Here is a 24,024-nt window from a genome sequence, read left to right as displayed (position 1 = left end):
AATCCTACGATTGGCAGTAGATTGCCTTTAAGGTGATGAAAAATGTCTTTTCTCGAGAAATATCGAGTAAAGGAGCCGAAACCTCCTAATTGGGACGAGGAAGCCAAAAAGGCCCAAATGATACTGGGATCGGTCCTTCGAAAGGCGGAAAAGCAGCAGCGGGCCTGGGAAAATGACGGATTGATATCGGCGAGTGTTCTCTTTGGAGGTATCATTCTTGTTTTGTTGATAATCAAAGCACTTTTCTAAAAGAAAAGGCCCCCACGTTGACCAAAGTCAATAGTGGGGGCCTTTTTTTCGTTACGGGCAGGGTCTATTCAAAAGGCTATGGAGATCTACAGATGCTGCCAGAGGGTTTACTCGGGACCGGTTAACCAGCCAACATGGTTCCTTCGTTGACATACTTGCCATGCCAGGAAAGGGCTTTTTCGATGACGTGCGGTGTGTGGCCGCCCCGTTGGAGGGCTTCTTCGAAGTACTCAAGAAGCTGCGGACGGTAGGAGGGATGGGCGCAGTTTTCGATGATCCGCTTAGCCCGTTCCCGGGGACTGAGGCCGCGCAGATCAGCGAGGCCTTGTTCAGTCACGATGATATCCACGTCGTGTTCTGTGTGATCCACGTGGGAGACCATGGGGACGATGCTCGAGATCTTTCCGTTTTTGGCGTAAGACTTGGTGCAGAAGAAGGTGAGGCGAGCGTTCCGGGCGAAGTCGCCGGAACCGCCGATTCCGTTCATCATCTGTGTGCCCATGACATGGGTCGAGTTGACGTTGCCGTAGATGTCCACTTCCAGGGCCGTATTGATCGCGATGAGGCCTAGTCGGCGGATGAGACCAGGGTTATTGGACAGTTCCTGCGGGCGCAGGACGAGCTTGTCCTTGTACTTATTGAGGTTGGACATGACCTCTTCATTTTTTTTCGGAGATAAGGTAAAGGAACAGCCGGAAGCGACTTTGATCTTGTCAGCATCGAGCAGCTCGAAGACGGAATCTTGCAGCACTTCCGAATATACTTCTAAGTCTTTGAAGTCAGACGAAAGGAAGCCGTGGAAAACGGCATTGGCTACGGAACCGACACCCGATTGCAGAGGAGCCAAGTTAGGACCGAGGCGTCCGGCGGCCACTTCGTCTTTTAGGAAGTTGAGCAGGTGTTGGGCCATGATCTCCGTCTCTTCATCAGGCGGAACGATAGCAGAGTTCACGTCTGGTTGATCGGTCACAACGATGCCGCGGATTTTAGCGGGATCGACGGCGATGGCTGTCGTGCCGACGCGCTGGCCCACTTGGGTAAGGGGGATCGGTTGACGGCTGCCTTGGTGGCCGGGATCGTAGATGTCGTGAACCCCTTCCAGCGCCAATGGTTGGGCGACGTTCAGTTCGACGATGATCTCTTTCGCTTGAGAAAGGAAGATGTGGGAATTGCCCACAGAGGTACTCGGGACGATGTGCCCTTCTTCGGTGATGGAAATTGCTTCCACGATGGCGATATCCACCGGCGGGATGGCGCCCGAACGGAGCAGTTCAGCTGTGTGGGACAAGTGTTGGTCCATATAATTGACATTGCCTTCATTGATGCGTCCGCGCATCCGCTTTTCTGACTGGTAGGGGAGGCGCATGTTCACGATGTTGGCTTCGGCCAAGAGGCCGTCGATCTCAGAGTTGATGGATGCACCTGTATAGACGTTGACTTTGAAGGGCTTTCCCTCGCGTTTTACTCGCTCTACCAGTACCTTGGGAATTACCTTCACATCCCCGGCCGACGTGAAACCAGAGAGACCAAGGGTCATGCTGTCATGAATCCAGGAACAGGCTTCCTCGGCAGTAACGACGCGTTCCTGTAAAGCTACATTGCGCAAACGTTGGGAAAGCATTCAAAAATCCTCCTGATGTTAAAATTAACACTCAGGAGGATATCACACAAAGTTTGCGCTTTTCAGCCATTTTCTAATAAGCGAGAGAAAACAATGTTAAACGAGAAAAAATATCAAAAACCCATTAAACGACGAAAGTGACTTGCGTAACGCTGGCTGACAGGGATTTGGATTTTTCGTTTTGATTTCATCACCAGAAGGAAGGTGGAATGAAAATCCGGCAGGATTTCAGCTACCTTATCAATATTGATAATATAGGCTCGGTGACAACGGACGAACTGGTTCCGAGGAAGCATCCACTCCAGTTCGAAAAGGGTGTGCTTGTTTGTGTACTGATCATCATCGGTAAAGATGCGTGTTTTTCCATGCTCTGAGTCGATGTACATAATCTGTTCCAAAGGGATGGGAATCCACCGTTCGTCCCCTTTCCCAATGAGGAACTTATGCCGGGGAAGCCGGGAGATTTCGTTCGCCAAAAAGGGTGGAATGATCGCCGTCAGACAGCGGTCCTCCATGCCCATTTCGGTCAAAGGAGTGCTGATAGCAAAGTAGGGAACGCCGTAGAGATCTTCCTCCATATACATGGAAATGGGGCCGCCGGCGTGGAGCGCTTGCATGGACACGCTGCCTTCTTTCACCGGATCGCCGGGCTTGATTTTCAGATCCAAGGTCGAGCTAGGCTGGTAATAGACAAATTGGGACTTGTCCGCAATGGCGATAGAAACCTCCCAGGGGAGGATGCGACTGAGTACTTTAATCAAACCCGGTATGCTTTCATCCGGTAGTTCCACCGATGCAGTCCCCTTTCCTTCGAATAGGCGGGCGAGCGCATCTCGCCATTACGACGCAAATACCTGCGACAAGTAGTCCTTCAGGTCTGTTCGGATGGGCATGAAGTAGATGTGTCCCTTCGTTTCACGGGCAAAAGCCAGAGCTTTTCGAGCGAAGTCACTGTTCCAAGCTAGAGTTGGTTGAAAATCGGCTGGGAAGACGACGTGATTTTTCGTCTCCCAATACGAGACTGATTTTTCGGAAGTGACCGGCGAGACCCCCCAGAATACTTCCAGTCCACCAAACAGCTCTGCGAAGATTTCCATGTAACGGAGATCGAAAAAGGGTTGTGTAAAAAAGCCGTCTGCGCCGGCATCGATCTTGCGGCGGATATAGTCGTATTCCTTGCGCAGGCTGTCCCGGTAGGGGTCGATGGCAGCATATACTTTAATATGAGGGAGTTCTTTCTTGAATTTTCGGATCATGTCGATGCTGGTCGTCGGGTATACCTTTCGGGTCATGCTCTGGGGAGGATCGCCCGTCAAGACCAGCACTTCTGTTATCTCGTTCTTCAGCAGCGTTTCCATCATGGGCAGGGGGTCCTGGACGCTTATGTCGATGGCCCGGAGATGGGGAATGGCCGTCGGGTAGTAGCGTTTGACTACGGTGCAGGCATCCCAACTTCGGAGGTCGAAACGTAACAGATCGGGAACGTTAATCCCGTTCACTTCGGGAAACTCTTTTTTTATCAATTCCAGTTCGGAAATCAGATCCTCTTCCGAACGAGGAACCAATTCAACGGCAATCCGAGTCATCGCTTCAACCTCCCAATTTCTTAGCTATTATCTCAGTGTAGGCAATAATCTCGGTTTCAGCAAGTATGAAAAATGTAAAAAAACGTCCCCTCTTTGGGGGGCGTTTTTTCATGAATGATTCACTAATTGTTCCACGCAGAAAACAAGGGAACAGCCATAGAGCCCTTAGCGAGCGGAAGCTGATAGACCTCGCTTTTCGCACTACGGTTAGTTCAAAAAACGGGTAGATAAAAGTAGACTAGGCGAAACGGATATTTCCCGGTTCCATCGCCTCAATGGCAGCCAACGCCTCAATGCGCATCCCTTCGGCACGCAATCGTTCCGCACCTCGTTGGAAGCGCTTTTCAATGACGATACCGGCACCAGCGAGGCGGGCGCCGCTCTGTTTGACGATGTCTACGAGTCCTTTCAGCGCTTCGCCGTGGGCGAGAAAGTCATCGATGATCAGCACCGTATCGTCGGATCGGAGATAGCGTTTGGTGACGGTGATATCAACAGACTCCTGGCGAGTGAAGGAGTATATTTGAGAGCGGTAGACATCATTTTGGGTGCTCGCTTTTTTCTTTTTGGCAAAGACGACCGGAACGCCTAAGGTAAGACCGACGGCAGAGGCTACTACGATACCTGACGCTTCTACGGTGAGCACCCTTGTGATGCCGGCATCGGTAAACCGCCGGGCCAGTTCTTCCCCCATGCGCATGATAAAAGCCGGATCAAGCTGGTGGTTTAAAAAAGAGTCTACTTTTAAAATGTTGCTTCCAATAACTTCGCCGTCGACTAAGATACGATCTTTTAATTCCTGCATGACTTTCGACTCCCGTCCTTGTTCAACAATATTCAACAACAATCGACAAATTGATATGAATCAAAGTATATCATATGAACATCAAAGAATCTCTATGTTAGTCCTACAATGACCGACCATATTCGGTTAGGTACACAGAATGACAATCGTCTTGCAACTATGATGATCCTCTAGCCAAATCGTAAAAAGGAAACGCGCTGTTCCTGTGGAATACGACAGAGAGGGACTTACCTACAGGGGGTATACAAAATGAGTAGAAGAAATATACGCTTTTGCGGGGTCATCCGCAGCGGTACAGCGATTGAGATTTTTGGCAATATGATCCCAAGCTTGCTCATGCTCAAACGGGATCCTCGCGCATGGTGGCGGCGTTTGAAGGAAAAAGGGCGTCAAAAGCCTCTGCCGACCATGGAAGAGCTGATACAACGCCCTGATGATGTGGGGCGCATCGGTTCAACCTATCTATTTATTCACCGGTGGAAGGGTGATGAGTTCGATTTAGATGCTTTTCAACGGAGTCAGGACTTTTTAGCTGACCTGGAGCGCCTGTTACAGGCTCAAGGACGATCCTTCCGGATTTTTACGCCCCTTTCTCCCAAAACAAATCTGCCTGAGTTGGCTGAAAAAGCGCAGCTAGGTAATTTGTCTCCCTTCGGGTTACTCATTCACTGGCGCTTCGGGCCTCGGCTCTTGATCACCGGAGCGGAGATCGAAGGAGAACTGCCAGTTCCGCGAAAAGAACAAACAGAGCGGATCGGATGTACGGACTGTGAACTCTGCTTGAAGATTTGTCCCCAAGAGCCCCTGCGTACGGGAGAAGTGGATCTAATGAAATGCGAGGGATGCAGCCGCTGTATCAAGTGCTGTCCCATAGGAACAGGATAGTTTTTCAACATAAAATATAACTTTCTGTAGGAAATTCCAGGTTTTTGACGAATAAATAATCGATAAGGCAAAGGGGAGGGGAACGAGTGCGAAGGCCAGATTCTTTACCGGTTGCTTTGTTGCTTGTTTTGTTGTCCTTTGCCCTTGCTGGTTGCGGGGTGACAGTGTCCTCTCAGACGAGTGTCCAGTTACAGGACCCATCGGCTCAAGCTCCGATTTCCCTTGCAATCACGTCGTCTTCTTCCTCGGCAGATGGAGCAGACCACCTTTCTAATTCCGCGAACACTCAAGCCCAGCCCTCGCACAAGCAATCCGGGGAAGTTGTCTCTGCTGAAGTTCGTCAACAGGCTGTAGATCTATTTGAAAAGGGCTATTACATCTTTGATGTGGAGCAAGGGCCTAACCGGCTGAAAGAGTCCGTCGCTTTCTACGATCAGGCGCTGGAACTTGATCCTGATTGTTACCAGGCTTATACGGGCAAAGGGATTGCCGTGGCTTTTCAAGGAGACCTGAATGCAGCACTACGTTGGCTAGATCGAGCGATTGCGCTGAAACCGGACTACGCTTTTGCCTATTATAACAAAGGCCTTGCCTTAAAGTACCATGGTCGTTTCGACGACGCGTTACTTTGGTTTGACAAGGCACTGGCATATGATTCCGAACATGCCTGGACCTATTTTGGCAAGGCGGCCATTTTAGATTCGCAAGGGAAGACCCAAGAGTGCTTAGAGAACCTAGCCAAGTCGATAGAACTGATGCCCTATTGCAAGGTGACAGCCAAAGAAAAGGCCGACGATGATTTTAGTCATGTAAAGAACTTACCCGAGTTCAAGCGTCTCGTCGAGCAGTAGGTAAATCCAGCCCCGGTGAGAGAAAAAGAGACATCCCATTATGGGGCTTTCTAATTCATGAAAGCAGGGTGAAAACCAATGATCACGGAAAGAGAACTGTTCCGAACACTGCAAGCATTCCACGAGTGCGCTATGGCGACAGTGTCCCGTGTGGGGCAGCGAACCAACTTAACCCATACGCAGTTACAGATTATGAATCATATCCACTTTCGCGGATTAGCTCTGCAAAAAGAAATGCGTAAACTATTTCACTTGACCCAAGGTGCCCTTTCGACGGCCCTGAAAGACTTAGAAAAACAAGAGCTGATCAGTCGAACCCAAAGCCCGGTAGATCAGCGGGAATGGGTGATCTCCCTTTCCGCCAAGGGAGAAGCCTTGATTCATGAGATCGGCCAACCCTTGTTTGCGCAATTGAGAGATTTGGTGACGAATAACCCCGAAGAAGTGGAGCGTCTGATGGAGTCGATAGAATGGTTCACAAATAAGTTTATCAGTAATGATGTATAAATGTAAAAAAACTGGGGAATGAAAATCAGAAGAGAAGGCAAAGAAAAATGCCCTTGCCGTAAATGGCAAGGGCATTCTGCTCCCCTTGGATCGGAAACGGTTGCGTTGGGCTTGTTTCTAAAGAGTTCCGTCAGATTAGAATCCTGAAGGACAAACCCCGTCGCAGCCTGAAGCGCCGCAGGAGGAGTTGCAAGTCGAGGTCACCAAAAAACCGGGCTCATCATCGCTGTCGTCATAGATGATGCGAACTCCCGAAAGGTATTCCTTGCTCACACTGTCGGCGACGAAAGATATGCCACCGGACTCAAAGACAACATCGTCCCGCTTAACTTCCCATTCGAGCCCTAGTTCATACGAGGAATGTTCGCGACTGAGGGCATAGATGCGTATGTACCGGGCATTGTTTTCTGTAAGCAGCCCTTTTAACATTTCTTGGGCTTTCTCCGTCATTGCGATCACGAACCGGACCACCTCCCATCTTGATTGTACGCCGTAGCCGCTGAAAATCAATATAAAAAAGGCGGCCCTGTTAATAAAGCGGCACGCCTTCCTTGAGACGAAAGAATTTTCCGTTTTCCAACAGCACACACGTTTCCGCGGAGACCCTTGTCATCGTCCCTGCCCGTGATTCCGTTGCAGCCAGGGCGCTGCCTTCTGTCAGAGGTTTATCCATGTGTGAAGGCCGCTAAACCCGCCGCAACGATGATGATAAACATGAGCGACATCAAGTCCCAGTCTTGTGGCGTCCATTTTGCTTTACTGGCACAGGGTCTCATCGGCTTCACCTCGCTTCGGTTCTGAAGTATACTTATTAGACAGAAATGACGGTGGAAAAGTTCCCTGCCGATTCATTCTTTCCTTCCGAACACCTCCTGGTGTAGGATGCCGCATCCCCTGCGATTTCATAACTGTAAAACCAAATGCGAACCAAGTTGAAGGAGGCAGCGCCAAGTGTCTAAGAAACTATGGGGTGGCCGTTTCGAAAAAGGGACGGACAAAGTCGTTGAGGATTTTCACTCCTCCATTCGTTTTGACCAGCGATTGTACAAGCAGGATATCCGGGGCTCCATCGCTCATGCCCGTATGCTCGGCCGTCAAGGGATCATCGCCGCGAGTGAAGCGGAACAGATCATCGAGGGACTGGAAAAGATCATGGCCGATATCGAAGCAGGCCGTGTCGAGTTTGATGTGGCCGCCGAAGACATTCACATGAACATCGAAAAGATCCTGACCGAACGTATCGGTGACGTCGGTAAAAAGCTGCATACCGGTCGCAGCCGCAATGACCAAGTCGCCCTCGATGTGCGGCTCTATCTGCGAGACGAGATCACCGAAACGGGCCGGCTCCTCCGAGAGCTGATTACGGTGCTTCTGGAGCGGGCCGAAGAACATGTGGATACGATCATGCCCGGTTACACCCATTTACAAAAAGCGCAGCCCATCACCTTGGCCCATCATCTCCTAGCTTATGTACAGATGTTTGGCCGCGATTGCAGCCGCTTAGTTGACTGTGCGAAGCGCTTCAACATAAGTCCCTTAGGCTCGGGCGCTCTGGCTGGGACTACGTTCCCTCTGGACCGCATGGCTGTAGCTCAGGAGCTCGGTTTTGACGGTATCACCGAAAACAGCCTAGACGGCGTTTCTGACCGGGATTTTGCCATCGAATTCTGCGGTGCCGCTTCGCTCATCATGATGCACCTGTCCCGCTTCTGCGAGGAGATCATCCTCTGGAGCAGTCAAGAGTTCTCCTTCATCGAACTCGATGACGCTTATTCCACCGGCAGTTCCATGATGCCCCAGAAGAAAAACCCCGATGTGGCCGAACTGATCCGGGGTAAGACGGGCCGCGTCTATGGGGATCTGATGGCCTTATTGACCGTCATGAAGTCTCTGCCTCTCGCATATAACAAGGACATGCAGGAAGATAAAGAGAACCTCTTCGATGCAGTCGATACGGTCAAAGGCTGTCTCGCTGTCTTTACACCGATGATTCGCACGATGCGTGTTCGCGGCGAGCGGATGAAAGCGGGTGCCAAGGGCGGTTTCACAAATGCCACGGACGTGGCCGATTATCTGGCCAAAAAAGGCGTCTCTTTCCGGGAAGCCCATGAGATCGTCGGGAAGATGGTTCTCATGTGCGTGCAAAAGAGCGTCGCACTGGAAGACCTAAGCTTCGAAGACTTCCGCGCTTGCTCGGAAGCCTTTGAAGAGGATGTGTTCGACGCCATTCGAGTGGAACGGTGTGTGGCCGACCGGAAAGTGCCCGGCGGTCCCGCTCCCGATGCAGTGAAAGCAGCGATTCAGGCGGCACGGGAACGATTGAGTTAGACATTCGACTTTAAATGATGAATTATGTTTGAAAATAGTTATTGAAGCCTTCTGGCTTCCGTGATATGGTGTAAGTGTCGGGTTATTTCCCAATCAACGTCGGAGGTGAAATCAAACGTGGCTTACAAGATTTCCGATGCCTGTGTAAACTGTGGCAGTTGTGTAGACGCATGCCCCGTAGGTGCTATTGAGAAAGGCTCCGATATTTACTGCATCAATGACACTTGTATTGACTGTGGTTCCTGTGTCGACACTTGCCCGGCCGGCGCAATCAGCGAAGGTTAAGACATAATTTGCTGGTCTGGTGTGTTAATTAGATTATCCCCAGGAGAAACGGAGGTGAAACCATGTATAAAATCGACGCTTCCCAATGCACCGGTTGCGGCGCTTGCGTTAGCGGTTGCTACACCAACGCTATCGTCGAAGCTAACGGCAAATACACCATCACCGATGATTGCGTAGACTGCGGCGTTTGCCAAGACTCCTGCCCTGTTGACGCCATCAAAGCCTAATCGAACATAACCAACCGACGCCCTTTGACCCATTCGGTCGAAGGGTGTCTTTTTTGCTTTGAGAAACCGATTGACAGGGAATGCAGGAGGTTCGAAGACTCCTTTTCGGAAATGATGAATGAATATTTTCATAACGAAAAGGATTTTGGCACTAGAAATCGAATAAGTACCCTTTGAGCTTCCCTGATGGAAGAACGGTAGTTTGTACAGGCAGCGACCGAATATAGGCTTGCTCATGTTTGATTCGAGTCACGCAGCGTTGTCATGTACATTTGCAGCAGCAGTATGGGAGGATGGAAGCACGATGAGGTGCGAACGTTTGGGCAACCGAGCAGTCTACCCGGGTCCGCAATGGGCGGATTCCAGGAAGACTTGTACCTTGGCTGTCCTTTTTCATTTGGGTTCTGCCAGTGAGGAGATGAGCTCATGATTTGGAATCAAGAGATGGAGTGCATGGACCGCAATTCATTGCGAGAACTGCAGTTGGAGCGGTTAAAAGAGACGATTCGTCGAGTCTATGAGCGGGTGCCCTTCTATCGCCAGCGTTTTGACGAAAGGGGCTTGCGCCCGGAAGATCTGAAGTCACTGGAAGACATTCGAAAGTTTCCCTTCACCACGAAACAGGAGTTGCGGCAAAATTACCCCTTCGGCATGTTCGCGGTGCCGAAAAAAGAATTGGTCCGACTTCACGCCTCTTCCGGGACGACAGGCAAACCTGTCGTCGGAGCTTATACCCGAGGAGACCTGGAGCGTTGGTCAGAACAAGTGGCCCGGGTAGCTGCTATGGCGGGGGTAACCGATGAAGACACCGCCCAGATCGCCTTCACCTATGGATTGTTCACAGGGGGATTCGGCCTCCACTATGGTCTGGAAAAGCTGGGGTGCACCTTAGTACCCGCGTCAGGCGGAAATACACAGCGCCAGATCATGCTGATGCAGGATTTTGAGACGACGGTGCTCGTCTGTACGCCTAGCTACAGCCTGCACATGGCCGAGGAAGCGCGGGCGATGGGAATCGACCCAACAAAATTACCTCTGCAGGTAGGTCTCTTCGGATCAGAACCATGGTCGGAAGGGTTGCGCCGGGAGATCGAAAACGCTTGGGGAATCAAAGCTTTTGATAACTACGGCTTGACTGAATTAGGCGGCCCTGGTGTGGCCGGGGAATGTGAATACACCCATGGGCTCCATATCTTGGAGGATCACTTCCTCGTCGAGGTGATCCATCCAGAGACGGGCGAGCCTGTGGAAGATGGCGAAGAAGGGGAATTGGTCTTCACGACGCTGACGAAAGAAGGTTTCCCGATCATTCGTTATCGAACGAAAGATATCAGTTGCCTCGATCAGACGCCATGTCCCTGCGGGCGGACTACGGTGCGCATGCGCCGGGTGACGGGTCGCTCCGATGACATGCTCATCATTCGAGGCGTCAATGTCTTCCCGTCTCAGATCGAGAGCGTCCTTATGGAATTCGATGGTGTGGCTCCCCACTATCTCCTGGTCGTTGAGCGTCAAGGCTTCCTGGATAACTTGGAAGTGCGGGTCGAACTGGCCGAAGGCTCCTTTACCGATGTCTACCGGGAGTTGGAATCGCTGACGGCAGCGATCCGAGATCGCCTGAAAACGGTCCTTTCCGTCAACGCCAAAGTTCGCCTCGTGGAGCCGCGCTCTCTCGAACGGACGCCCGGAAAGGCGAAGCGGATTCTGGATCTGCGACCGAAGGACTAGAAGTTTCAGGTCGTTACAGTACTATTGATTACATAGAAAAGTGGTGATTGGCTTTGAAGACGCTTCTGACTGGTAACGAAGCGATTGCGCGGGGCGCCTATGAGTACGGTGTGACCGTCGCCGCCGCCTACCCCGGCACGCCGAGCACAGAGATTCTCGAAAACATCGCCAAGTATCCCGAGATTTACAGCCAGTGGTCCCCGAACGAAAAAGTGGCGATGGAAGTCGGTATCGGCGCCTCCATCGCCGGCGCCCGCAGCTTAGTCGCGATGAAGCATGTAGGGGTCAACGTGGCTGCCGACCCCTTGTTTACGGCTGCCTACACAGGTGTTCGCGGCGGTCTCATCCTCGTTTCTGCTGACGACCCTGGTATGCATTCCTCACAGAACGAGCAAGACAACCGCTTCTACGCGCCCTTTGCCAAGATCCCTATGCTGGAACCTTCCGATTCGCAGGAAGCCAAGGACATGGTCAAAACCGCTTTAGAGATTTCTGAGAACTTCGATACGCCTGTCCTGTTGCGCATCACCACCCGTATCGCTCACTCGCAGAGCCTCGTCGAGTTGGCCGAGCCTCAAGAGCAGTCCGTCAAGCCCTATAAAAAGGACGCCAAAAAGTATGTCATGATTCCTGCCCACGGCCGTACCCGCCGTGTTTTTATCGAAGAACGGGATAAACAATTGGCCGCCTATAGTGAATCGTCAGAACTGAACCGCATTGAAATGGCCGATCCTTCCTTCGGTGTCATCACGTCAGGTATCGCCTATCAATACGTGCGGGAAGCCTTCCCCCAAGCATCGATCCTGCGCATCGGCATGACTCATCCCATTCCGGCGCAGAAGATTGCCGATTTCGCCGCGTCGGTTGACGTGCTTTTCGTGGTCGAAGAATTGGAGCCTTATCTAGAAAACCAGATCAAGGCGCTAGGCATTTCCGTCATCGGTAAGGACATCCTTCCGCCTTACGGAGAACTTTCGTTGAGCTTGGTCAAGTCAAAAATACTCGCCGCACTCGGTGCGAATGCAGGGACGGCCGAATCCGAAGCATCGGAAGCCATTGCTGCAGGCGAAGAGGACGGCATCGCCGAAAGTGCAGCCGCCGCTGCCTGCGACTGCGGCGACGCAATGAAGCCTTTTGAAGCGCCTGTCCGGCCGCCGGTCATGTGTCCCGGCTGCCCCCACCGGGGACTATTCTACGTCTTAAAAGACCTTCGACTTGTCGTCTCCGGCGACATCGGCTGCTATACCCTTGGCACCATGCCACCACTTGAAGCGATGGATACTTGTGTCTGCATGGGTGCCTCCGTCTCAGGAGCCTTAGGCATGGAAAAAGCCAATCCCGCCTTGAAAGGCCGACTGGTGGCGGTCATCGGCGACTCCACCTTCCTCCATTCGGGGATCACCGGCCTCATGGATATCGTCTACAACGGCGGGACCTCGACGGTCATCATCTTAGATAACTCCATCACCGCCATGACGGGACATCAGCATAACCCCTCCACTGGACAGACATTGATGGGTCAAGAGGCACCGGCCGTGGACTTTGTGGCCCTCGTCAAAGCACTCGGTGTCAAACGGGTCGTAGAAGTGGATCCTCTCGATGTGGACAAGGTGAAGCAAGTCGTCAAGGCCGAAGTGGCCGCTGAAGAACCGTCGGTGATCATCACGCGCCGTCCCTGCGCTCTCATCGTCAAAAATACGGAAAAGCCGCTGCATGTGGAAGGATGTAAAGGTTGTAAGGCCTGCATTCGCCTAGGCTGCCCGGCGCTGTCTTTTGACCGTGCTACTCGCAAGGCTGTCGTCAACAGTGCCCTTTGTACAGGCTGCGGCGTCTGTGCCAGAGTCTGTATGTTTGATGCGCTGCGAAAGGGGGACGAGTAAGATGAAGCAAGGGATGAACATACTCCTCGTCGGCGTCGGCGGACAAGGGACCATCCTGGCATCGAAAATCTTGTCCCATGTCGCTCTTGCCCAGGGCTTTGACGTGAAAATGTCTGAAATCCACGGGATGGCCCAGCGGGGCGGTTCCGTCGTCACACAGGTGCGCATCGCCGAAAAAGTGTACGGGCCGATCATCGAACCTGGTGAAGCAGACGTGCTGGTCGCTTTCGAAAAGCTGGAAGCCTACCGCTGGGCCCACATGCTCAAACCGGGCGGCACCCTCATCATCAACGACCAGAAGATCGAGCCTCTGCCGGTGCTCATCGGCACGGCTACCTATCCGGAAACTATCTTCGATGATATTCAACAGCGTGTCGAAAAGGTCACCATCGTACCGGCTCTCGAAATCGCTACCGGTCTCGGTAATGCCAAAGCCAGCAACGTGGTCTTGATGGGCGTCTTGGCGGCGTCCATGGACATTCCCCGACAAAGCTGGGATGAAGCCTTAGAAGCTAGAGTGCCGGCTCGTTTCCTGGAACTGAACCGCAAGGCTTTCCAAGCCGGCTACGACTATATCAGTCGCTCCTAGCGAACAAGAAACCTCAAAAGGACCTATGCCATGAAATAAGCAGAGAAGCCCCTGCTCCGGCCAAATGCCGACGCAGGGGCCTCTCTTTTTTCAGAGGGGAAAGCCTTCCCGAATCCCCCGACATAAGTTAAAAGGAGGAATCAGGCAAGACGGGAGGTAATCATATGACCATTCGATTGGGAGAACTCCGGGATGTATTAGATGAAATCATTCGAAATGACGTAACCTTCAAAACCGGCAAAATGAATGAGTTACGCCAATGGCTGGCCCCGCTTATGGCTGCAGAAAAGAGCCCCTTTGAAGAGCGATCCCGCCATACGGTCGCTTTCATCTTAGAAAAACTTATCGGGGAGCCGCAGTCGCACAGCCGGAAAGAGTTGCTGGAGTGGTACTTGCACGAGTCCCTCTTTTTTCTCTCTGATTCGAGTCTGGTGCAGGCAGTGACCGCACAACTGCGTTGTCCCCAAAAAAGTACCCCGAAGCTCCGGGCGCAGGTGGAAAACTACGACCGCGACGCCGCCGTCGCCTATGCCAATCGCTACTACAAAAACCATAACCCTGCCTATCCTGATTTTGACGATCAGCCCGGGGAAGGTGGGAATTGTGCCAACTTCATATCCCAATGCCTTTTCGCCGGCGGAATGCCCTGGATTGAAGGTCCTTTAGAACGCTACACCTGGGCTCAGTACTGGTGGTGCAAGCCTGGTGCCACCGACCGGGACGGCGACCGTCGCATCACCTTGACCTGGAAAGTGACGACGGCCTTCCGAAACCACTGGTCGAAACGGGTATCCCAGTACTCCCTGCATTCGTCCCAAGAGATCATCCAGAATTGGCCGAGGTGGTGGCAGGTGCTGGAACGGGGCGATTTTATCCAATTGGCGTATCCTAATGGGGCACCCTATCATACGCTGATGCTCGTTCGCAAGACGGAAAACGACTGGTTACTCGCCGCCCAGACCGATGACACGAACAGCCAGTCCATGTACGGAACAATCTATGCGATGCAGGCATCGGGCGAAAAGGTGCATATCTATCAAATGGGATGACTATTAAAAAAGCATGTAATATTTAGCACAAAATTTTATGAAACAAGGAATCTCTTGCAGGAGTTTCCCGAAATTTGTCGAAAGATAAGTAAGTAAATTTTGGGTCCTTTACTGGTCTGACAATCGGTGCACCAGAAAATGGAAACGAATATGGCACGCTTTGACTTTTTCCCAAAAAGAGACTAGTATAGGTAACGATAGGGATGAGGGGCCTCTGAACATCGATGCTTGGAGGACCCGGGGCGGTTGAACAGGCTGAATGGATCAGGAGGGATGGTCAACTGGAGACAAACAGGGAGAAGCGGTTTGCCGGCAAAAGGCTGATGGCGATCCTCGCTCACCCCGATGACGAATCTTTCGGCATGGGGGGGACCTTAGCCCGGTACAAGGATTTGGGCGCTGAAACGGTGCTGGTCTGCGCGACCCGCGGTGAAGCAGGCAAGTGTGGCGACCCACCCCTTTGCTGGCCTGAGGATCTTGGACAATTCCGGGAAGAGGAAACACGCCGGGCCTGTGCGGTGCTGCAAATCGATCAGCTTCACTTTTTGGACTACCGTGACCAGGACACGAATGTGGCGCCTCCATGGGAAATCGTCGGAAAAGTGATCGCATTGATTCGCCGCTATCGTCCCGACGTTCTGGTCACCTTTGGACCGGAGGGGTTGTCGGGGCACAAAGATCACACGTCGATCGGCCACTACGCTACGATGGCATACCTGCTGAGTGGTTCGACCGATGCTTATCGGGGATATGAGCCGTATCAATGCCCATACTTATACTATATTTGTTTGCATCCCGGCATGAGTCGAACGATGGGACGAGGCTTTAGCCGTCCTACTTCACAGATACACGTGGCTGTACCGGTCCGTCAGTACCTGCCGCAGAAGCGGGCCGCCATCGATTGTCACCAGACCCAGATCGGGTCCATCCGCCGCATCGGATATCTCAGCGGCCCCTCTATCGACGATCCGGAACTGGATCAATTGCGTTCCTTTGAATATTACCATCAAGTGTTTCCACAGATCCCTTTGCGGGATGATGGGGAAGGAATGCGCAGCGAACTTTTCGAATAAAAAGTTTCGCGTAGGAAGAAAGACAGAATAGGGAGGGTCTCGTTGAACATGGCTGAGTACAAATACGCTCAGGTTCCTGTGCAGGGAGAAGCCATTCAGTATGTCAATGGCAAACTCCAGGTGCCCGATCAGCCCATTATCCCTTTTATCGAGGGAGACGGTACGGGTCCCGATATCTGGCGCGCATCACAAGCTGTTTTTGATGCTGCCGTGGAAAAGGCCTACGGCGGAAAAAAGCGCATCTCCTGGATGGAAGTCTACGCCGGTGAAAAATCGAAAAACCTTTATGACACCTGGCTGCCCGATGAAACGGTAGAAGCTTTTAAGGAGTTTCGTGTCGGCATCAAAGGTCCCTTGACAACCCCCGTCGGCGGTGGTTTCCGTTCCTTAAACGTGACGCTCCGTCAAGTGATGGACCTCTATGCCTGTGTCCGCCCGGTTCGATATTTCCAAGGGGTACCGAGCCCGGTGAAGGCGCCGGAAAAAGTGGATATGGTCATTTTCCGCGAAAACACCGAAGACGTCTATGCCGGTCTCGAATGGAAAGCCGGTTCGGCAGAAGCCCAAAAAGCAGTGGATTTCTTCCGCAATGAACTGGGCGTCAAGATCCTCAAAGACGGCACCGCGTTGGGCCTCAAGCCCATCAGCGAAGTGGGCTGCAAACGGTTGATCCGCAAAGCGATCCAATTCGCCGTCGACCATAAGCGTAAAAGTGTCACCTTGGTTCACAAAGGCAACATCATGAAATTTACTGAAGGTGCCTTTAAAGACTGGGGTTATGAATTAGCTAAAAGCGAATTCGCCGATCTGACGATCACCGAAGCGGACCTCTGGGATGCCTACAACGGTAAAGTCCCTGAAGGCAAAATCGTCATCAAAGATCGAATCGCCGACAATATGTTCCAGCAGGCTCTGCTCCGTCCCGACGAGTACGACGTGCTTGCCACGACAAACCTCAACGGGGACTACCTTTCGGACGCGCTCGCCGCGCAAGTAGGCGGACTCGGCATCGCCCCAGGTGGTAACATATCCGATGAATACGCCGTTTTTGAAGCCACTCATGGAACTGCACCTAAGTACGCCGGGTTGGATAAAGTCAACCCCGGATCGGTCATCCTATCGGGTGTAATGATGTTAGAACACCTGGGATGGCAAGAAGCGGCCGATATGATTATCAAAGGCCTCGAAGCCGCCATCCAAGATAAGGTGGTCACCTACGACCTGGCCCGCCAGATCGAAGGCGCCCAAGAAGTAAAAGCGTCCGAATTCGCCCAAGCTGTCATCGACCGGATGACCTGCTAACAGGCGACTAACATATTTGGCTACGTTGGAGCCAGGAAGGGGACAAAACAACAAAATGGCACGCAAAAAGATTACCATCATCGGTGCCGGTAACGTAGGCGCCACTGCGGCACACTGGGCTGCATCCAAAGAACTGGGGGATATCGTCCTCCTCGATGTGGTTGAAGGAGTTCCCCAAGGAAAAGCCTTGGATTTGATGGAAGCTTCCCCGGTAGAAGGCTTTGATGCCAACATCATCGGTACCAACGATTACGCCGATACGGCAAACTCCGACGTCATCGTCATCACCGCCGGCATTGCTCGCAAACCCGGCATGAGCCGCGACGACCTGATTGCCACGAACACCAAAATTGTGGCCGACTGTGCGAAAAAGTCTGCTGCCGTTTCGCCGAATGCCATCATCATCATCGTCTCGAACCCCCTCGATGCGATGACCTATGTCGCTCAAAAGGCCAGCGGATTCCCGACGAACCGTGTCTTCGGTATGTCCGGGATTCTCGATTCGGCCCGCTATAAAACCTTCATCGCTATGGAAATGGGTTGCTCTGTCGAAGACGTCAGCGCTTTTGTGCTCGGCGGTCATGGCGACGACATGGTTCCCCTGGTCAGCTACACCTATGTAGGCGGTATTCCCATCCGTCAACTCTTGCCGGAAGACAAAATTCAAGCCATGGTACAACGTGCTCGCACCGGCGGTGCTGAAATCGTAGGCTACCTGAAAACCGGCTCTGCCTATTATGCACCCTCCGCTTCTGTCATCCAGATGGTCGAATCCATCTTGAAGGACAAAAAACGGATCCTGCCTGTCGCCGCTTATCTGAATGGCGAATACGGCTATGAAGGCGTATACACCAGCGTCCCCGTCATGCTCGGCGCCAAAGGCGTGGAGAAAGTCTTTGAGATCGAACTGGCCGATGAAGAAAAAACGCTGTTGGCCAAATCGGTTGAATCTGTGAAAAGCCTGATCGCTGTCACCGGATACTAATCGTAAACGGAAACGGTGTAAGGATTTCTGCTAACTTACAACAATCCCGCTTCGAACAACAAGAAGAGAGCGGGCCGGTCCCTCTAGGGATCGGCCCGCTTTTTTATGATAGGGGTGATGATGAAAGGGTATGTTCAACGAGATTAGGCGCTAACGGTTGTGCCACAAAACTTCGGTGTGACACAAAGCTCGCAGGAGCTGTCACCGGTTGCTTGACAGGTCAGCGCTTCAATCTCCACAGGTACATAAAGTGTTTCCCAGATGCCGCGCAGGAGAGCGCGGTGCAGGGCACAGGTCAAAGGATGGTACCTCTCTGCAGCTTCCCGGAAGGTGCAGTTGCGCAGACGGATGATCGTCTTCGTCTCATCATGACTCACGACCGATACCGATAACGATTCGATGGACTGCAATTCCGAAAAAGGGTGGGAATCGTCAGCCATGTTCCGGCTTGGAGTTGCCAAAGCAGCTTGGGCCATGCGAACGCCTTGGACGTACCCGGCCTTTTCCAACGACGCCATGGCGCCGTCACCGAGTTCACTTAAAGCATCAAGAGTAAGTTCGCAAAGCAATTGGTATTCCCTTGGAGGGAAATGAAGAGAAATCGCTTTTTGGCGAAGCCTATAGATTCGGCCCGGCCTACCCGGCATCGATTGATGGTCCCAGCCGGACTCTAACAGCCCGATTTCTTCGAGTTTGGACAAATGCAAGCGAGCCACGTTCGGATGTATGGAAAACTCCTGTGCGATATCCTTCACAGTACAGGTGGCATTCGGATGGTTGACTATAAATTGATATATAGAGAACCTGGTTTTATCGGCAAAGACAGAACTGACTTTTTGGGCATCCTCGAACACCCTGCTCACCTCATTTGCAACGAACATCACTGTCCGTCATTTAAATTGTATTATCACCTTTTCTATTATAAAAGAAGTGCAAATAAATAGAAAGGCAACAATGACAATATTCGCGGGCAGTTCGACTGATATGCGGGTAAGAGATCGGATTGGACTTTGAGACAAAATGTCACAGTAATAGACATGGTTAAAGACGTAATTATTGCCATCACTATATTAGCGCTTGATACATTGTTGCCGACATAGTATGATCGAAGCAGAATATGATCTTTGTCATAGCAAATATAATGGTTTCGCTTTACAATTTGAAATACAAGTCATAGAACGATTCGGTAAAGGAGTGCCGATTATGAGTACGAAGGATCATGGTTTCTATAACATTAAGGCTGTTGAAAAAATGACCGGTGTCGCTGCGGGCACGCTCAGAGTCTGGGAACACCGTTATCAAGTGATCAATCCAGATCGAAACAAAGCAGGCTACCGGGTCTATTCTCAGGAAGACGTACAGACGATTCAGTGGCTGGCGCAACAGGTGAAAAACGGTGTGACGATCGGTCAAGCCGTTAAAATGCTCCATCAGCGTGATGTACTTCGCCCGATCAGCCCCTTGGTCGACACGGGAAAAGATGCTCTGGGTGAACTGCATCGCCGGATCGTCCTAGCCCTGGACGATTATGATGAACAAAAAGCCAGTGCGGCTATGGAAGAGGCCTTAAGTCTTTTCAGCATGGAGCGGGTCGCGATTGAGCTGATCCTGCCCATCCTGCAGGAACTGGGTGAGCGGTGGGCCCGCCGGGAAGTGTCAGTAGCTCATGAACACTTTGCGTCCAACTTTTTCCGGGCTCGTCTGTCGGCTATGCTGAGCGCTCTGCCGGCAAACCGGGAGCTTCCTCTCGTCGTCGCCGCTTGTGTATCGGGAGAACACCATGATCTGGGCTTGCTTATTTTCTCCATCTACCTGCGCCGTCGCGGTTTCCGTGTCATCTATTTAGGACAGGATCTGCCCACGGAAGACCTTTATGAAGTGGCCAAAGAGATGCGGCCTCGCCTGATCGCTCTATCTGTCGGTTCTCGTCTGCTCGTACCGGAAGTATTGCTCATCCATGAGAATCTGACCGAACTCGCTAAAGCAGAAGGGTTCCCACTGCGCAACTGCATCGGTGGACGTGGCATCGACTATGACGGCGATGCCCAGGAACTGTTGGGGAATTCCTATATCAGTGGAACGATCGAGGCTTGGGATGAATGGTTGCGGAATTTGGATTAATCGAAAGTTAAATCCTATGAATGAGGAAGAAGGCTACCCTTTTTTGAGGGTGGCCTTCCTTTTTTCTACCGAATAATACAAGGATGCCCTCATCGGATGACAGCCCTTGAATTATAATCTGCCTACCTTTGATGACTAATGCTCAGCCCGCCAACCCTTGTCGGTCAAAACCAGCCGTAGTTGTACTTTTGCTTCTTCCCCAAAATAGTTGGGCACGATACTAGTGATGGTAACCGTTGTGGGGTTTGACAGGGAAGGATGGTGTTCCGTCACTTGCACGTCCTTCGCTAGAAATAGCATGGGTGGCCCTTCCGAGTAAAATCCCCAAGGTAAATCAGGCATGAACTCGGATCCTGATCTCCAGATATCCTCAATAACCCCCTCTGTCCAGTAAGGGGATAAAAGCTTGGCCAAGTCATCTTTGTTCTTGATCGTCACCGGCTTCAGCCCGTTCTCATGCAACCACTGCGGGTTTTGAACAAATAGGGCTATGGCTAGGTGTTTATCGGCTTCTTTCGCCAAATTGACGAACTGATCGTCCGTTAAGACGTTGCTGACGGGAGGGCGAGTTGACTCTGTGGTATTGGTACTCTGATAAAGGGGAGTTTCCGAAGAAGTGGTGGAAGAACTGCTAAATGGGGGAACAACCCCGTTCTGGGATATATTGATCTCCGGCCTTGTCGCCCCATAAGCCTCCGTATTCGACAAAGAGAGCGTGAGGAACGGAAGTAACGAGCAGAGTGGAAGATACCATAAGAGAACCCGTCGGCGGTGTCTCATGCGTCTTCCTCCTTTTTCCATATCACTGGTATATATTCAGCGAAATCGGTAAATATGCGGACCCGTTATTATGAATAAAATGATCGTTTAAATGAATGCAAACTAAAGAAATGTGAATATATTTCTTTTCTTTAGTGGTAATTATTGCTTGCCAGTCGTTTTTTTGCGAGGTAAGATTAACTCAATCGGAAAAGCGTATAAAGAGTACGGGTTTCCAGTGAGCAAAGCGGACAAGAGGTTTGAGATCTTTTGTTCGCTTTCCGTATTTTGAGAAGAATTAGAAAATTTAGGGGTGAGATTAGATGCCAACGGAGGATACCTTTTACGGACATCTGCAGCGCCGCGGTGTCAATCGGCGAGACTTTTTAAAGTTTTGTACGGTGATGGCGGCATCCCTGGGACTGGGTTCTGGAGCAACCAACCAGATTGCTGAAGCCTTAGAAACGAAGAAGCGATTGCCTGTTATCTGGCGCCACTTACAAGAGTGCACCTGCTGCACCGAATCATTTATCCGTACTCAGCATCCGATCGCTGCAGACATCATTCTTAACATGATCTCACTCGACTACGACGAGACGCTCATGGCGGCGGCAGGCCATCATGCGGAAGCGGCTGCCCAAAAGGTCATGGAAGAGAACAAAGGCAACTACATACTGGCCATCGAAGGTTCCATCCCCACCAAGGACGATGGCATCTACTGCGTTTTGGCTGGGCGGACAGCAGTGGACATCCTCAAAGAGGAAGCTAAAAACGCAAAAGCCATCATCGCCTGGGGATCTTGTGCGACCGTTGGTTGTGTCCAATCGGCCAACCCCAATCCGACGGGCGCAGTGGCCGTTCAAGACATCATCAAGGACAAACCGATCATCAATGTTCCCGGCTGCCCGCCCATTGCGGAAGTCATGGCTGGTGTGATCACTCACCTCCTCACCTTTGAACGCTTGCCTGAACTGGATAGTCAAGGCCGGCCGAAAGCTTTCTACGGCCACCGCATTCATGACAAGTGTAACCGCCGGGCTTATTTCGATGCGGGATTGTTTGTGGAATCCTTTGACGATCAAGGGGCGAAAGAAGGCTGGTGCCTCTATAAGGTCGGTTGTAAAGGGCCGAACACGTACAACTCTTGTTCCAATTTGGAATGGAACGGCGGCCTGAGTTATCCCATCAAGTCCGGACACCCATGTATTGGCTGTTCCGAAAAAGGCTTCTGGGACAATACGGGCGGTCAGTCTCTCTATACGCATCTGTCCGATGTGCCTGGCTTAAAAATCGGTATGAATGTAGACACCTTCGGTGCTGCCGCTGTGGGCGCCGCCGTCGCCGGTGCTGCCGTCCACGCTGGTTTATCGGCAGTCACGAAAAAGGCCCATGACAAAGCGGAAGCTGGAAAATCCAACAAAAACAGCATGGGAGGTTGAGACAATCAATGGCAGAACGAATCGTCGTTGATCCGGTTACCCGGATTGAAGGTCACCTACGGATTGAAGCGAAAGTAGAAGGCGGAAAAATCATCGATGCCGCCAGTGCCGGTACCATGATTCGCGGCCTCGAAATCATCCTCCGCGATCGGGATCCTCGCGATGCTTGGGCTCTCGTTCAACGCATCTGCGGTGTATGTACCACGATCCACGCCCTCACCTCCGTGAGATCCGTTGAAGATGCCCTGAAGATCACCATCCCCAAAAACGCGGAACTGATCCGCAACATCATGTTTACCGCCCTGTATGTTCACGACCATGTGGTCCACTTCTATCATCTCCATGCACCGGACTGGGTCGATATTCCGAATGCACTCAAAGCAGATCCGGCAGCGACAGCCCAACTGGCACAGAGCCTTTCCCGCTGGCCCAAGTCAACGGCGGGCTATTTCCGAGACGTTCAGAACAAGCTGAAAGCTTTTGTGGAAAGCGGTCAACTTGGCATCTTTGCCAACGCATACTGGGGACATCCGGCCTACAAACTGCCGCCGGAAGCCAACCTGATGGCGGTGGCCCACTACCTGGAAGCGCTGAACTGGCAAAAAGAGATCGTTAAGATCCATACCATCTTCGGCGGGAAAAACCCTCACCCGAACTATCTTGTCGGCGGGATGGCCTCGGCGATCAACATCGACGGCGATAATGCTATCAATATCGAGAAGTTCAACCTGATCGGCAAGCTCATCGACGAAGCGATGGAGTTTGTCGAACAAGTCTACATCCCTGACCTCTTGGCTATCGCCTCCTTCTATAAGGACACGGCAGCCTACGGCGGCGGGCTCGGCAACTTCCTCTGTTTCGGCGATTTGCCGACGACCCACATCAACGATCCCTCTGGATTTCTCTTCCCCCGGGGTGCCATACTCAACAAAAACCTCTCAGAAGTGCTCGATGTGGATCCCCGCGATCCTCAACAGATCTTGGAGTATACAGACCACTCCTGGTACAATAACTCCAAGAGCGGCCTTCATCCCTGGGAAGGGGAAACGCAAATCAAATACACCGGTCCGAAGCCACCCTATGATACGCTCGACGAGTCCGGCGAATTTAATAAAGCCTATTCTTGGGTTAAGTCGCCCCGTTGGAAAGACCATCCGATGGAAGTGGGTCCCCTGGCTCGGATGCTCGTGGCCTACGCCAAAAAAGACTGCCTAGCCCACGACCTGGTCAAGGATGAAGTGGATAAGGTGCTCACCGGCCTTGGTGTCGGTCCGGAAGCCCTCTTCTCTACGCTCGGTCGGACCGCCGCCCGGGGCATTGAGACGAAACTTTCTGCGGTCTGGCTGAAGAAGTTCTTCCAGGAACTGGTCGCTAACGTCAAATCGGGCGACCAGAAGACCTTTAGCAGTGAAAAATGGGAACCTTCGACTTGGGAAAAAGACTGCAAAGGCGTCGGCCTGACGGAAGCGCCCCGCGGCGCCTTGAGCCACTGGGTTCACATTAAAGACGGCAAAATTGCCAATTACCAATGTGTGGTACCGTCGACCTGGAACGCTTCACCGAAAGATCACAAAGGCCAGAAAGGCGCTTACGAATCAGCCCTAGTGGGTACACCCATGGCCAAGCAGGATCAGCCGCTGGAACTGCTCCGGACGATCCATTCCTTCGACCCCTGCCTCGCTTGTGCGGCCCACCTGGTCGATACGGAAACCCAGGAGACGACCACCGTCGACATCCTGCGTTAAGGAGGGGATC

Annotated in this window: 23 protein-coding genes; 16 read left to right on the top strand and 7 right to left on the bottom strand. The window is 52.0% G+C overall.

The genetic code is table 11. The annotated features are described in order from the left end of the window. Positions 1 to 370: 370 nt before the first annotated feature. The 4 genes from GJ688_RS07495 to GJ688_RS07480 form a co-directional block, all read right to left on the bottom strand. The gene (locus GJ688_RS07495; protein ID WP_155475928.1) at positions 371 to 1,870 is read right to left on the bottom strand and encodes an acetyl-CoA hydrolase/transferase family protein; all 1,500 of its coding nucleotides are present in this window, start codon (positions 1,868 to 1,870) and stop codon (positions 371 to 373) included. Positions 1,871 to 1,983: 113 nt separating this feature from the next. Continuing rightward, entirely contained in the window at positions 1,984 to 2,661 is a 678-nt protein-coding gene (locus GJ688_RS07490) for a LytTR family DNA-binding domain-containing protein (protein ID WP_170291774.1), read from the bottom strand. 48 nt (positions 2,662 to 2,709) lie between these two features. After that, entirely contained in the window at positions 2,710 to 3,456 is a 747-nt protein-coding gene (locus tag GJ688_RS07485) for a methylenetetrahydrofolate reductase (RefSeq protein WP_155475927.1), read from the bottom strand. Positions 3,457 to 3,694: 238 nt separating this feature from the next. After that, on the bottom strand, positions 3,695 to 4,261 hold the full coding sequence (locus tag GJ688_RS07480; protein ID WP_155475926.1) for a xanthine phosphoribosyltransferase: 567 nt from the start codon (positions 4,259 to 4,261) through the stop codon (positions 3,695 to 3,697). 249 nt (positions 4,262 to 4,510) lie between these two features. Between GJ688_RS07480 and GJ688_RS07475 the strand changes: the two genes are divergently transcribed. The 3 genes from GJ688_RS07475 (at position 4,511) to GJ688_RS07465 (ending at position 6,504) form a co-directional block, all read left to right on the top strand. Then, on the top strand, positions 4,511 to 5,146 hold the full coding sequence (locus GJ688_RS07475; RefSeq protein ID WP_155475925.1) for a hypothetical protein: 636 nt from the start codon (positions 4,511 to 4,513) through the stop codon (positions 5,144 to 5,146). Positions 5,147 to 5,232: 86 nt separating this feature from the next. Further along, entirely contained in the window at positions 5,233 to 5,997 is a 765-nt protein-coding gene (locus GJ688_RS07470; protein WP_155475924.1) for a tetratricopeptide repeat protein, read from the top strand. A 78-nt stretch (positions 5,998 to 6,075) separates the two neighbouring features. Next, positions 6,076 to 6,504, top strand: coding sequence for a MarR family winged helix-turn-helix transcriptional regulator (locus tag GJ688_RS07465; protein WP_155475923.1), 429 nt, complete (start codon positions 6,076 to 6,078; stop codon positions 6,502 to 6,504). 135 nt (positions 6,505 to 6,639) lie between these two features. On the opposite strand, the gene GJ688_RS07460 is transcribed toward GJ688_RS07465, so the two are convergent. Then, on the bottom strand, positions 6,640 to 6,954 hold the full coding sequence (locus GJ688_RS07460) for a HesB/IscA family protein (RefSeq protein WP_235910843.1): 315 nt from the start codon (positions 6,952 to 6,954) through the stop codon (positions 6,640 to 6,642). A gap of 501 nt (positions 6,955 to 7,455) precedes the next feature. On the opposite strand from GJ688_RS07460, the gene argH reads away from it, so the two are divergent. From argH to mdh, 10 genes are all read left to right on the top strand, one after another. Continuing rightward, on the top strand, positions 7,456 to 8,832 hold the full coding sequence (gene argH, locus GJ688_RS07455; RefSeq protein WP_170291773.1) for an argininosuccinate lyase: 1,377 nt from the start codon (positions 7,456 to 7,458) through the stop codon (positions 8,830 to 8,832). Positions 8,833 to 8,949: 117 nt separating this feature from the next. Beyond that, on the top strand, positions 8,950 to 9,117 hold the full coding sequence (locus GJ688_RS07450) for a DUF362 domain-containing protein (protein ID WP_170291772.1): 168 nt from the start codon (positions 8,950 to 8,952) through the stop codon (positions 9,115 to 9,117). Positions 9,118 to 9,179: 62 nt separating this feature from the next. Next, the gene (locus GJ688_RS07445; RefSeq protein WP_155475920.1) at positions 9,180 to 9,344 is read left to right on the top strand and encodes a DUF362 domain-containing protein; all 165 of its coding nucleotides are present in this window, start codon (positions 9,180 to 9,182) and stop codon (positions 9,342 to 9,344) included. 426 nt (positions 9,345 to 9,770) lie between these two features. Beyond that, complete coding sequence (locus tag GJ688_RS07440; RefSeq protein ID WP_155475919.1) at positions 9,771 to 11,072, top strand: phenylacetate--CoA ligase family protein; 1,302 nt, start codon at positions 9,771 to 9,773, stop codon at positions 11,070 to 11,072. Positions 11,073 to 11,125: 53 nt separating this feature from the next. Further along, entirely contained in the window at positions 11,126 to 12,952 is a 1,827-nt protein-coding gene (gene iorA / locus GJ688_RS07435) for an indolepyruvate ferredoxin oxidoreductase subunit alpha (protein ID WP_155475918.1), read from the top strand. A gap of 1 nt (position 12,953) precedes the next feature. Continuing rightward, on the top strand, positions 12,954 to 13,541 hold the full coding sequence (locus GJ688_RS07430) for an indolepyruvate oxidoreductase subunit beta (RefSeq protein WP_155475917.1): 588 nt from the start codon (positions 12,954 to 12,956) through the stop codon (positions 13,539 to 13,541). Positions 13,542 to 13,705: 164 nt separating this feature from the next. Then, on the top strand, positions 13,706 to 14,590 hold the full coding sequence (locus GJ688_RS07425; RefSeq protein ID WP_155475916.1) for an amidase domain-containing protein: 885 nt from the start codon (positions 13,706 to 13,708) through the stop codon (positions 14,588 to 14,590). A gap of 224 nt (positions 14,591 to 14,814) precedes the next feature. Then, a complete protein-coding gene (locus GJ688_RS07420; protein WP_155475915.1) occupies positions 14,815 to 15,663 on the top strand; it encodes a PIG-L deacetylase family protein in 849 nt (282 codons plus the stop codon). 48 nt (positions 15,664 to 15,711) lie between these two features. Continuing rightward, complete coding sequence (icd, locus tag GJ688_RS07415) at positions 15,712 to 16,965, top strand: isocitrate dehydrogenase (NADP(+)) (RefSeq protein ID WP_155475914.1); 1,254 nt, start codon at positions 15,712 to 15,714, stop codon at positions 16,963 to 16,965. A gap of 55 nt (positions 16,966 to 17,020) precedes the next feature. Further along, on the top strand, positions 17,021 to 17,950 hold the full coding sequence (gene mdh / locus GJ688_RS07410) for a malate dehydrogenase (protein WP_155475913.1): 930 nt from the start codon (positions 17,021 to 17,023) through the stop codon (positions 17,948 to 17,950). 143 nt (positions 17,951 to 18,093) lie between these two features. On the opposite strand, the gene GJ688_RS07405 is transcribed toward mdh, so the two are convergent. Then, positions 18,094 to 18,804 carry a helix-turn-helix transcriptional regulator gene (locus GJ688_RS07405; RefSeq protein ID WP_170291771.1) on the bottom strand — a complete coding sequence of 237 codons (711 nt, stop codon included), beginning with the start codon at positions 18,802 to 18,804 and terminating at the stop codon, positions 18,094 to 18,096. Between the two features lie 349 nt (positions 18,805 to 19,153). Between GJ688_RS07405 and GJ688_RS07400 the strand changes: the two genes are divergently transcribed. Beyond that, positions 19,154 to 20,071 carry a MerR family transcriptional regulator gene (locus tag GJ688_RS07400; protein WP_170291770.1) on the top strand — a complete coding sequence of 306 codons (918 nt, stop codon included), beginning with the start codon at positions 19,154 to 19,156 and terminating at the stop codon, positions 20,069 to 20,071. A gap of 135 nt (positions 20,072 to 20,206) precedes the next feature. On the opposite strand, the gene GJ688_RS07395 is transcribed toward GJ688_RS07400, so the two are convergent. Then, positions 20,207 to 20,851, bottom strand: a complete 645-nt coding sequence (locus GJ688_RS07395; protein ID WP_155475910.1) for a hypothetical protein — start codon at positions 20,849 to 20,851, stop codon at positions 20,207 to 20,209. A gap of 302 nt (positions 20,852 to 21,153) precedes the next feature. Here GJ688_RS07395 and GJ688_RS07390 point away from each other — a divergent pair, with 302 nt between their 5' ends. Next, the gene (locus GJ688_RS07390; protein WP_155475909.1) at positions 21,154 to 22,269 is read left to right on the top strand and encodes a hydrogenase small subunit; all 1,116 of its coding nucleotides are present in this window, start codon (positions 21,154 to 21,156) and stop codon (positions 22,267 to 22,269) included. An 8-nt stretch (positions 22,270 to 22,277) separates the two neighbouring features. Continuing rightward, complete coding sequence (locus GJ688_RS07385) at positions 22,278 to 24,014, top strand: nickel-dependent hydrogenase large subunit (RefSeq protein WP_155475908.1); 1,737 nt, start codon at positions 22,278 to 22,280, stop codon at positions 24,012 to 24,014. The last annotated feature ends 10 nt before the right edge of the window (positions 24,015 to 24,024 follow it).

Origin of the sequence: Heliobacterium mobile, assembly GCF_009720735.1 — a bacterium.
GTDB classification, from domain to species: domain Bacteria; phylum Bacillota; class Desulfitobacteriia; order Heliobacteriales; family Heliobacteriaceae; genus Heliobacterium; species Heliobacterium mobile.
This window is presented reverse-complemented; position numbering and strand designations above follow the sequence as displayed.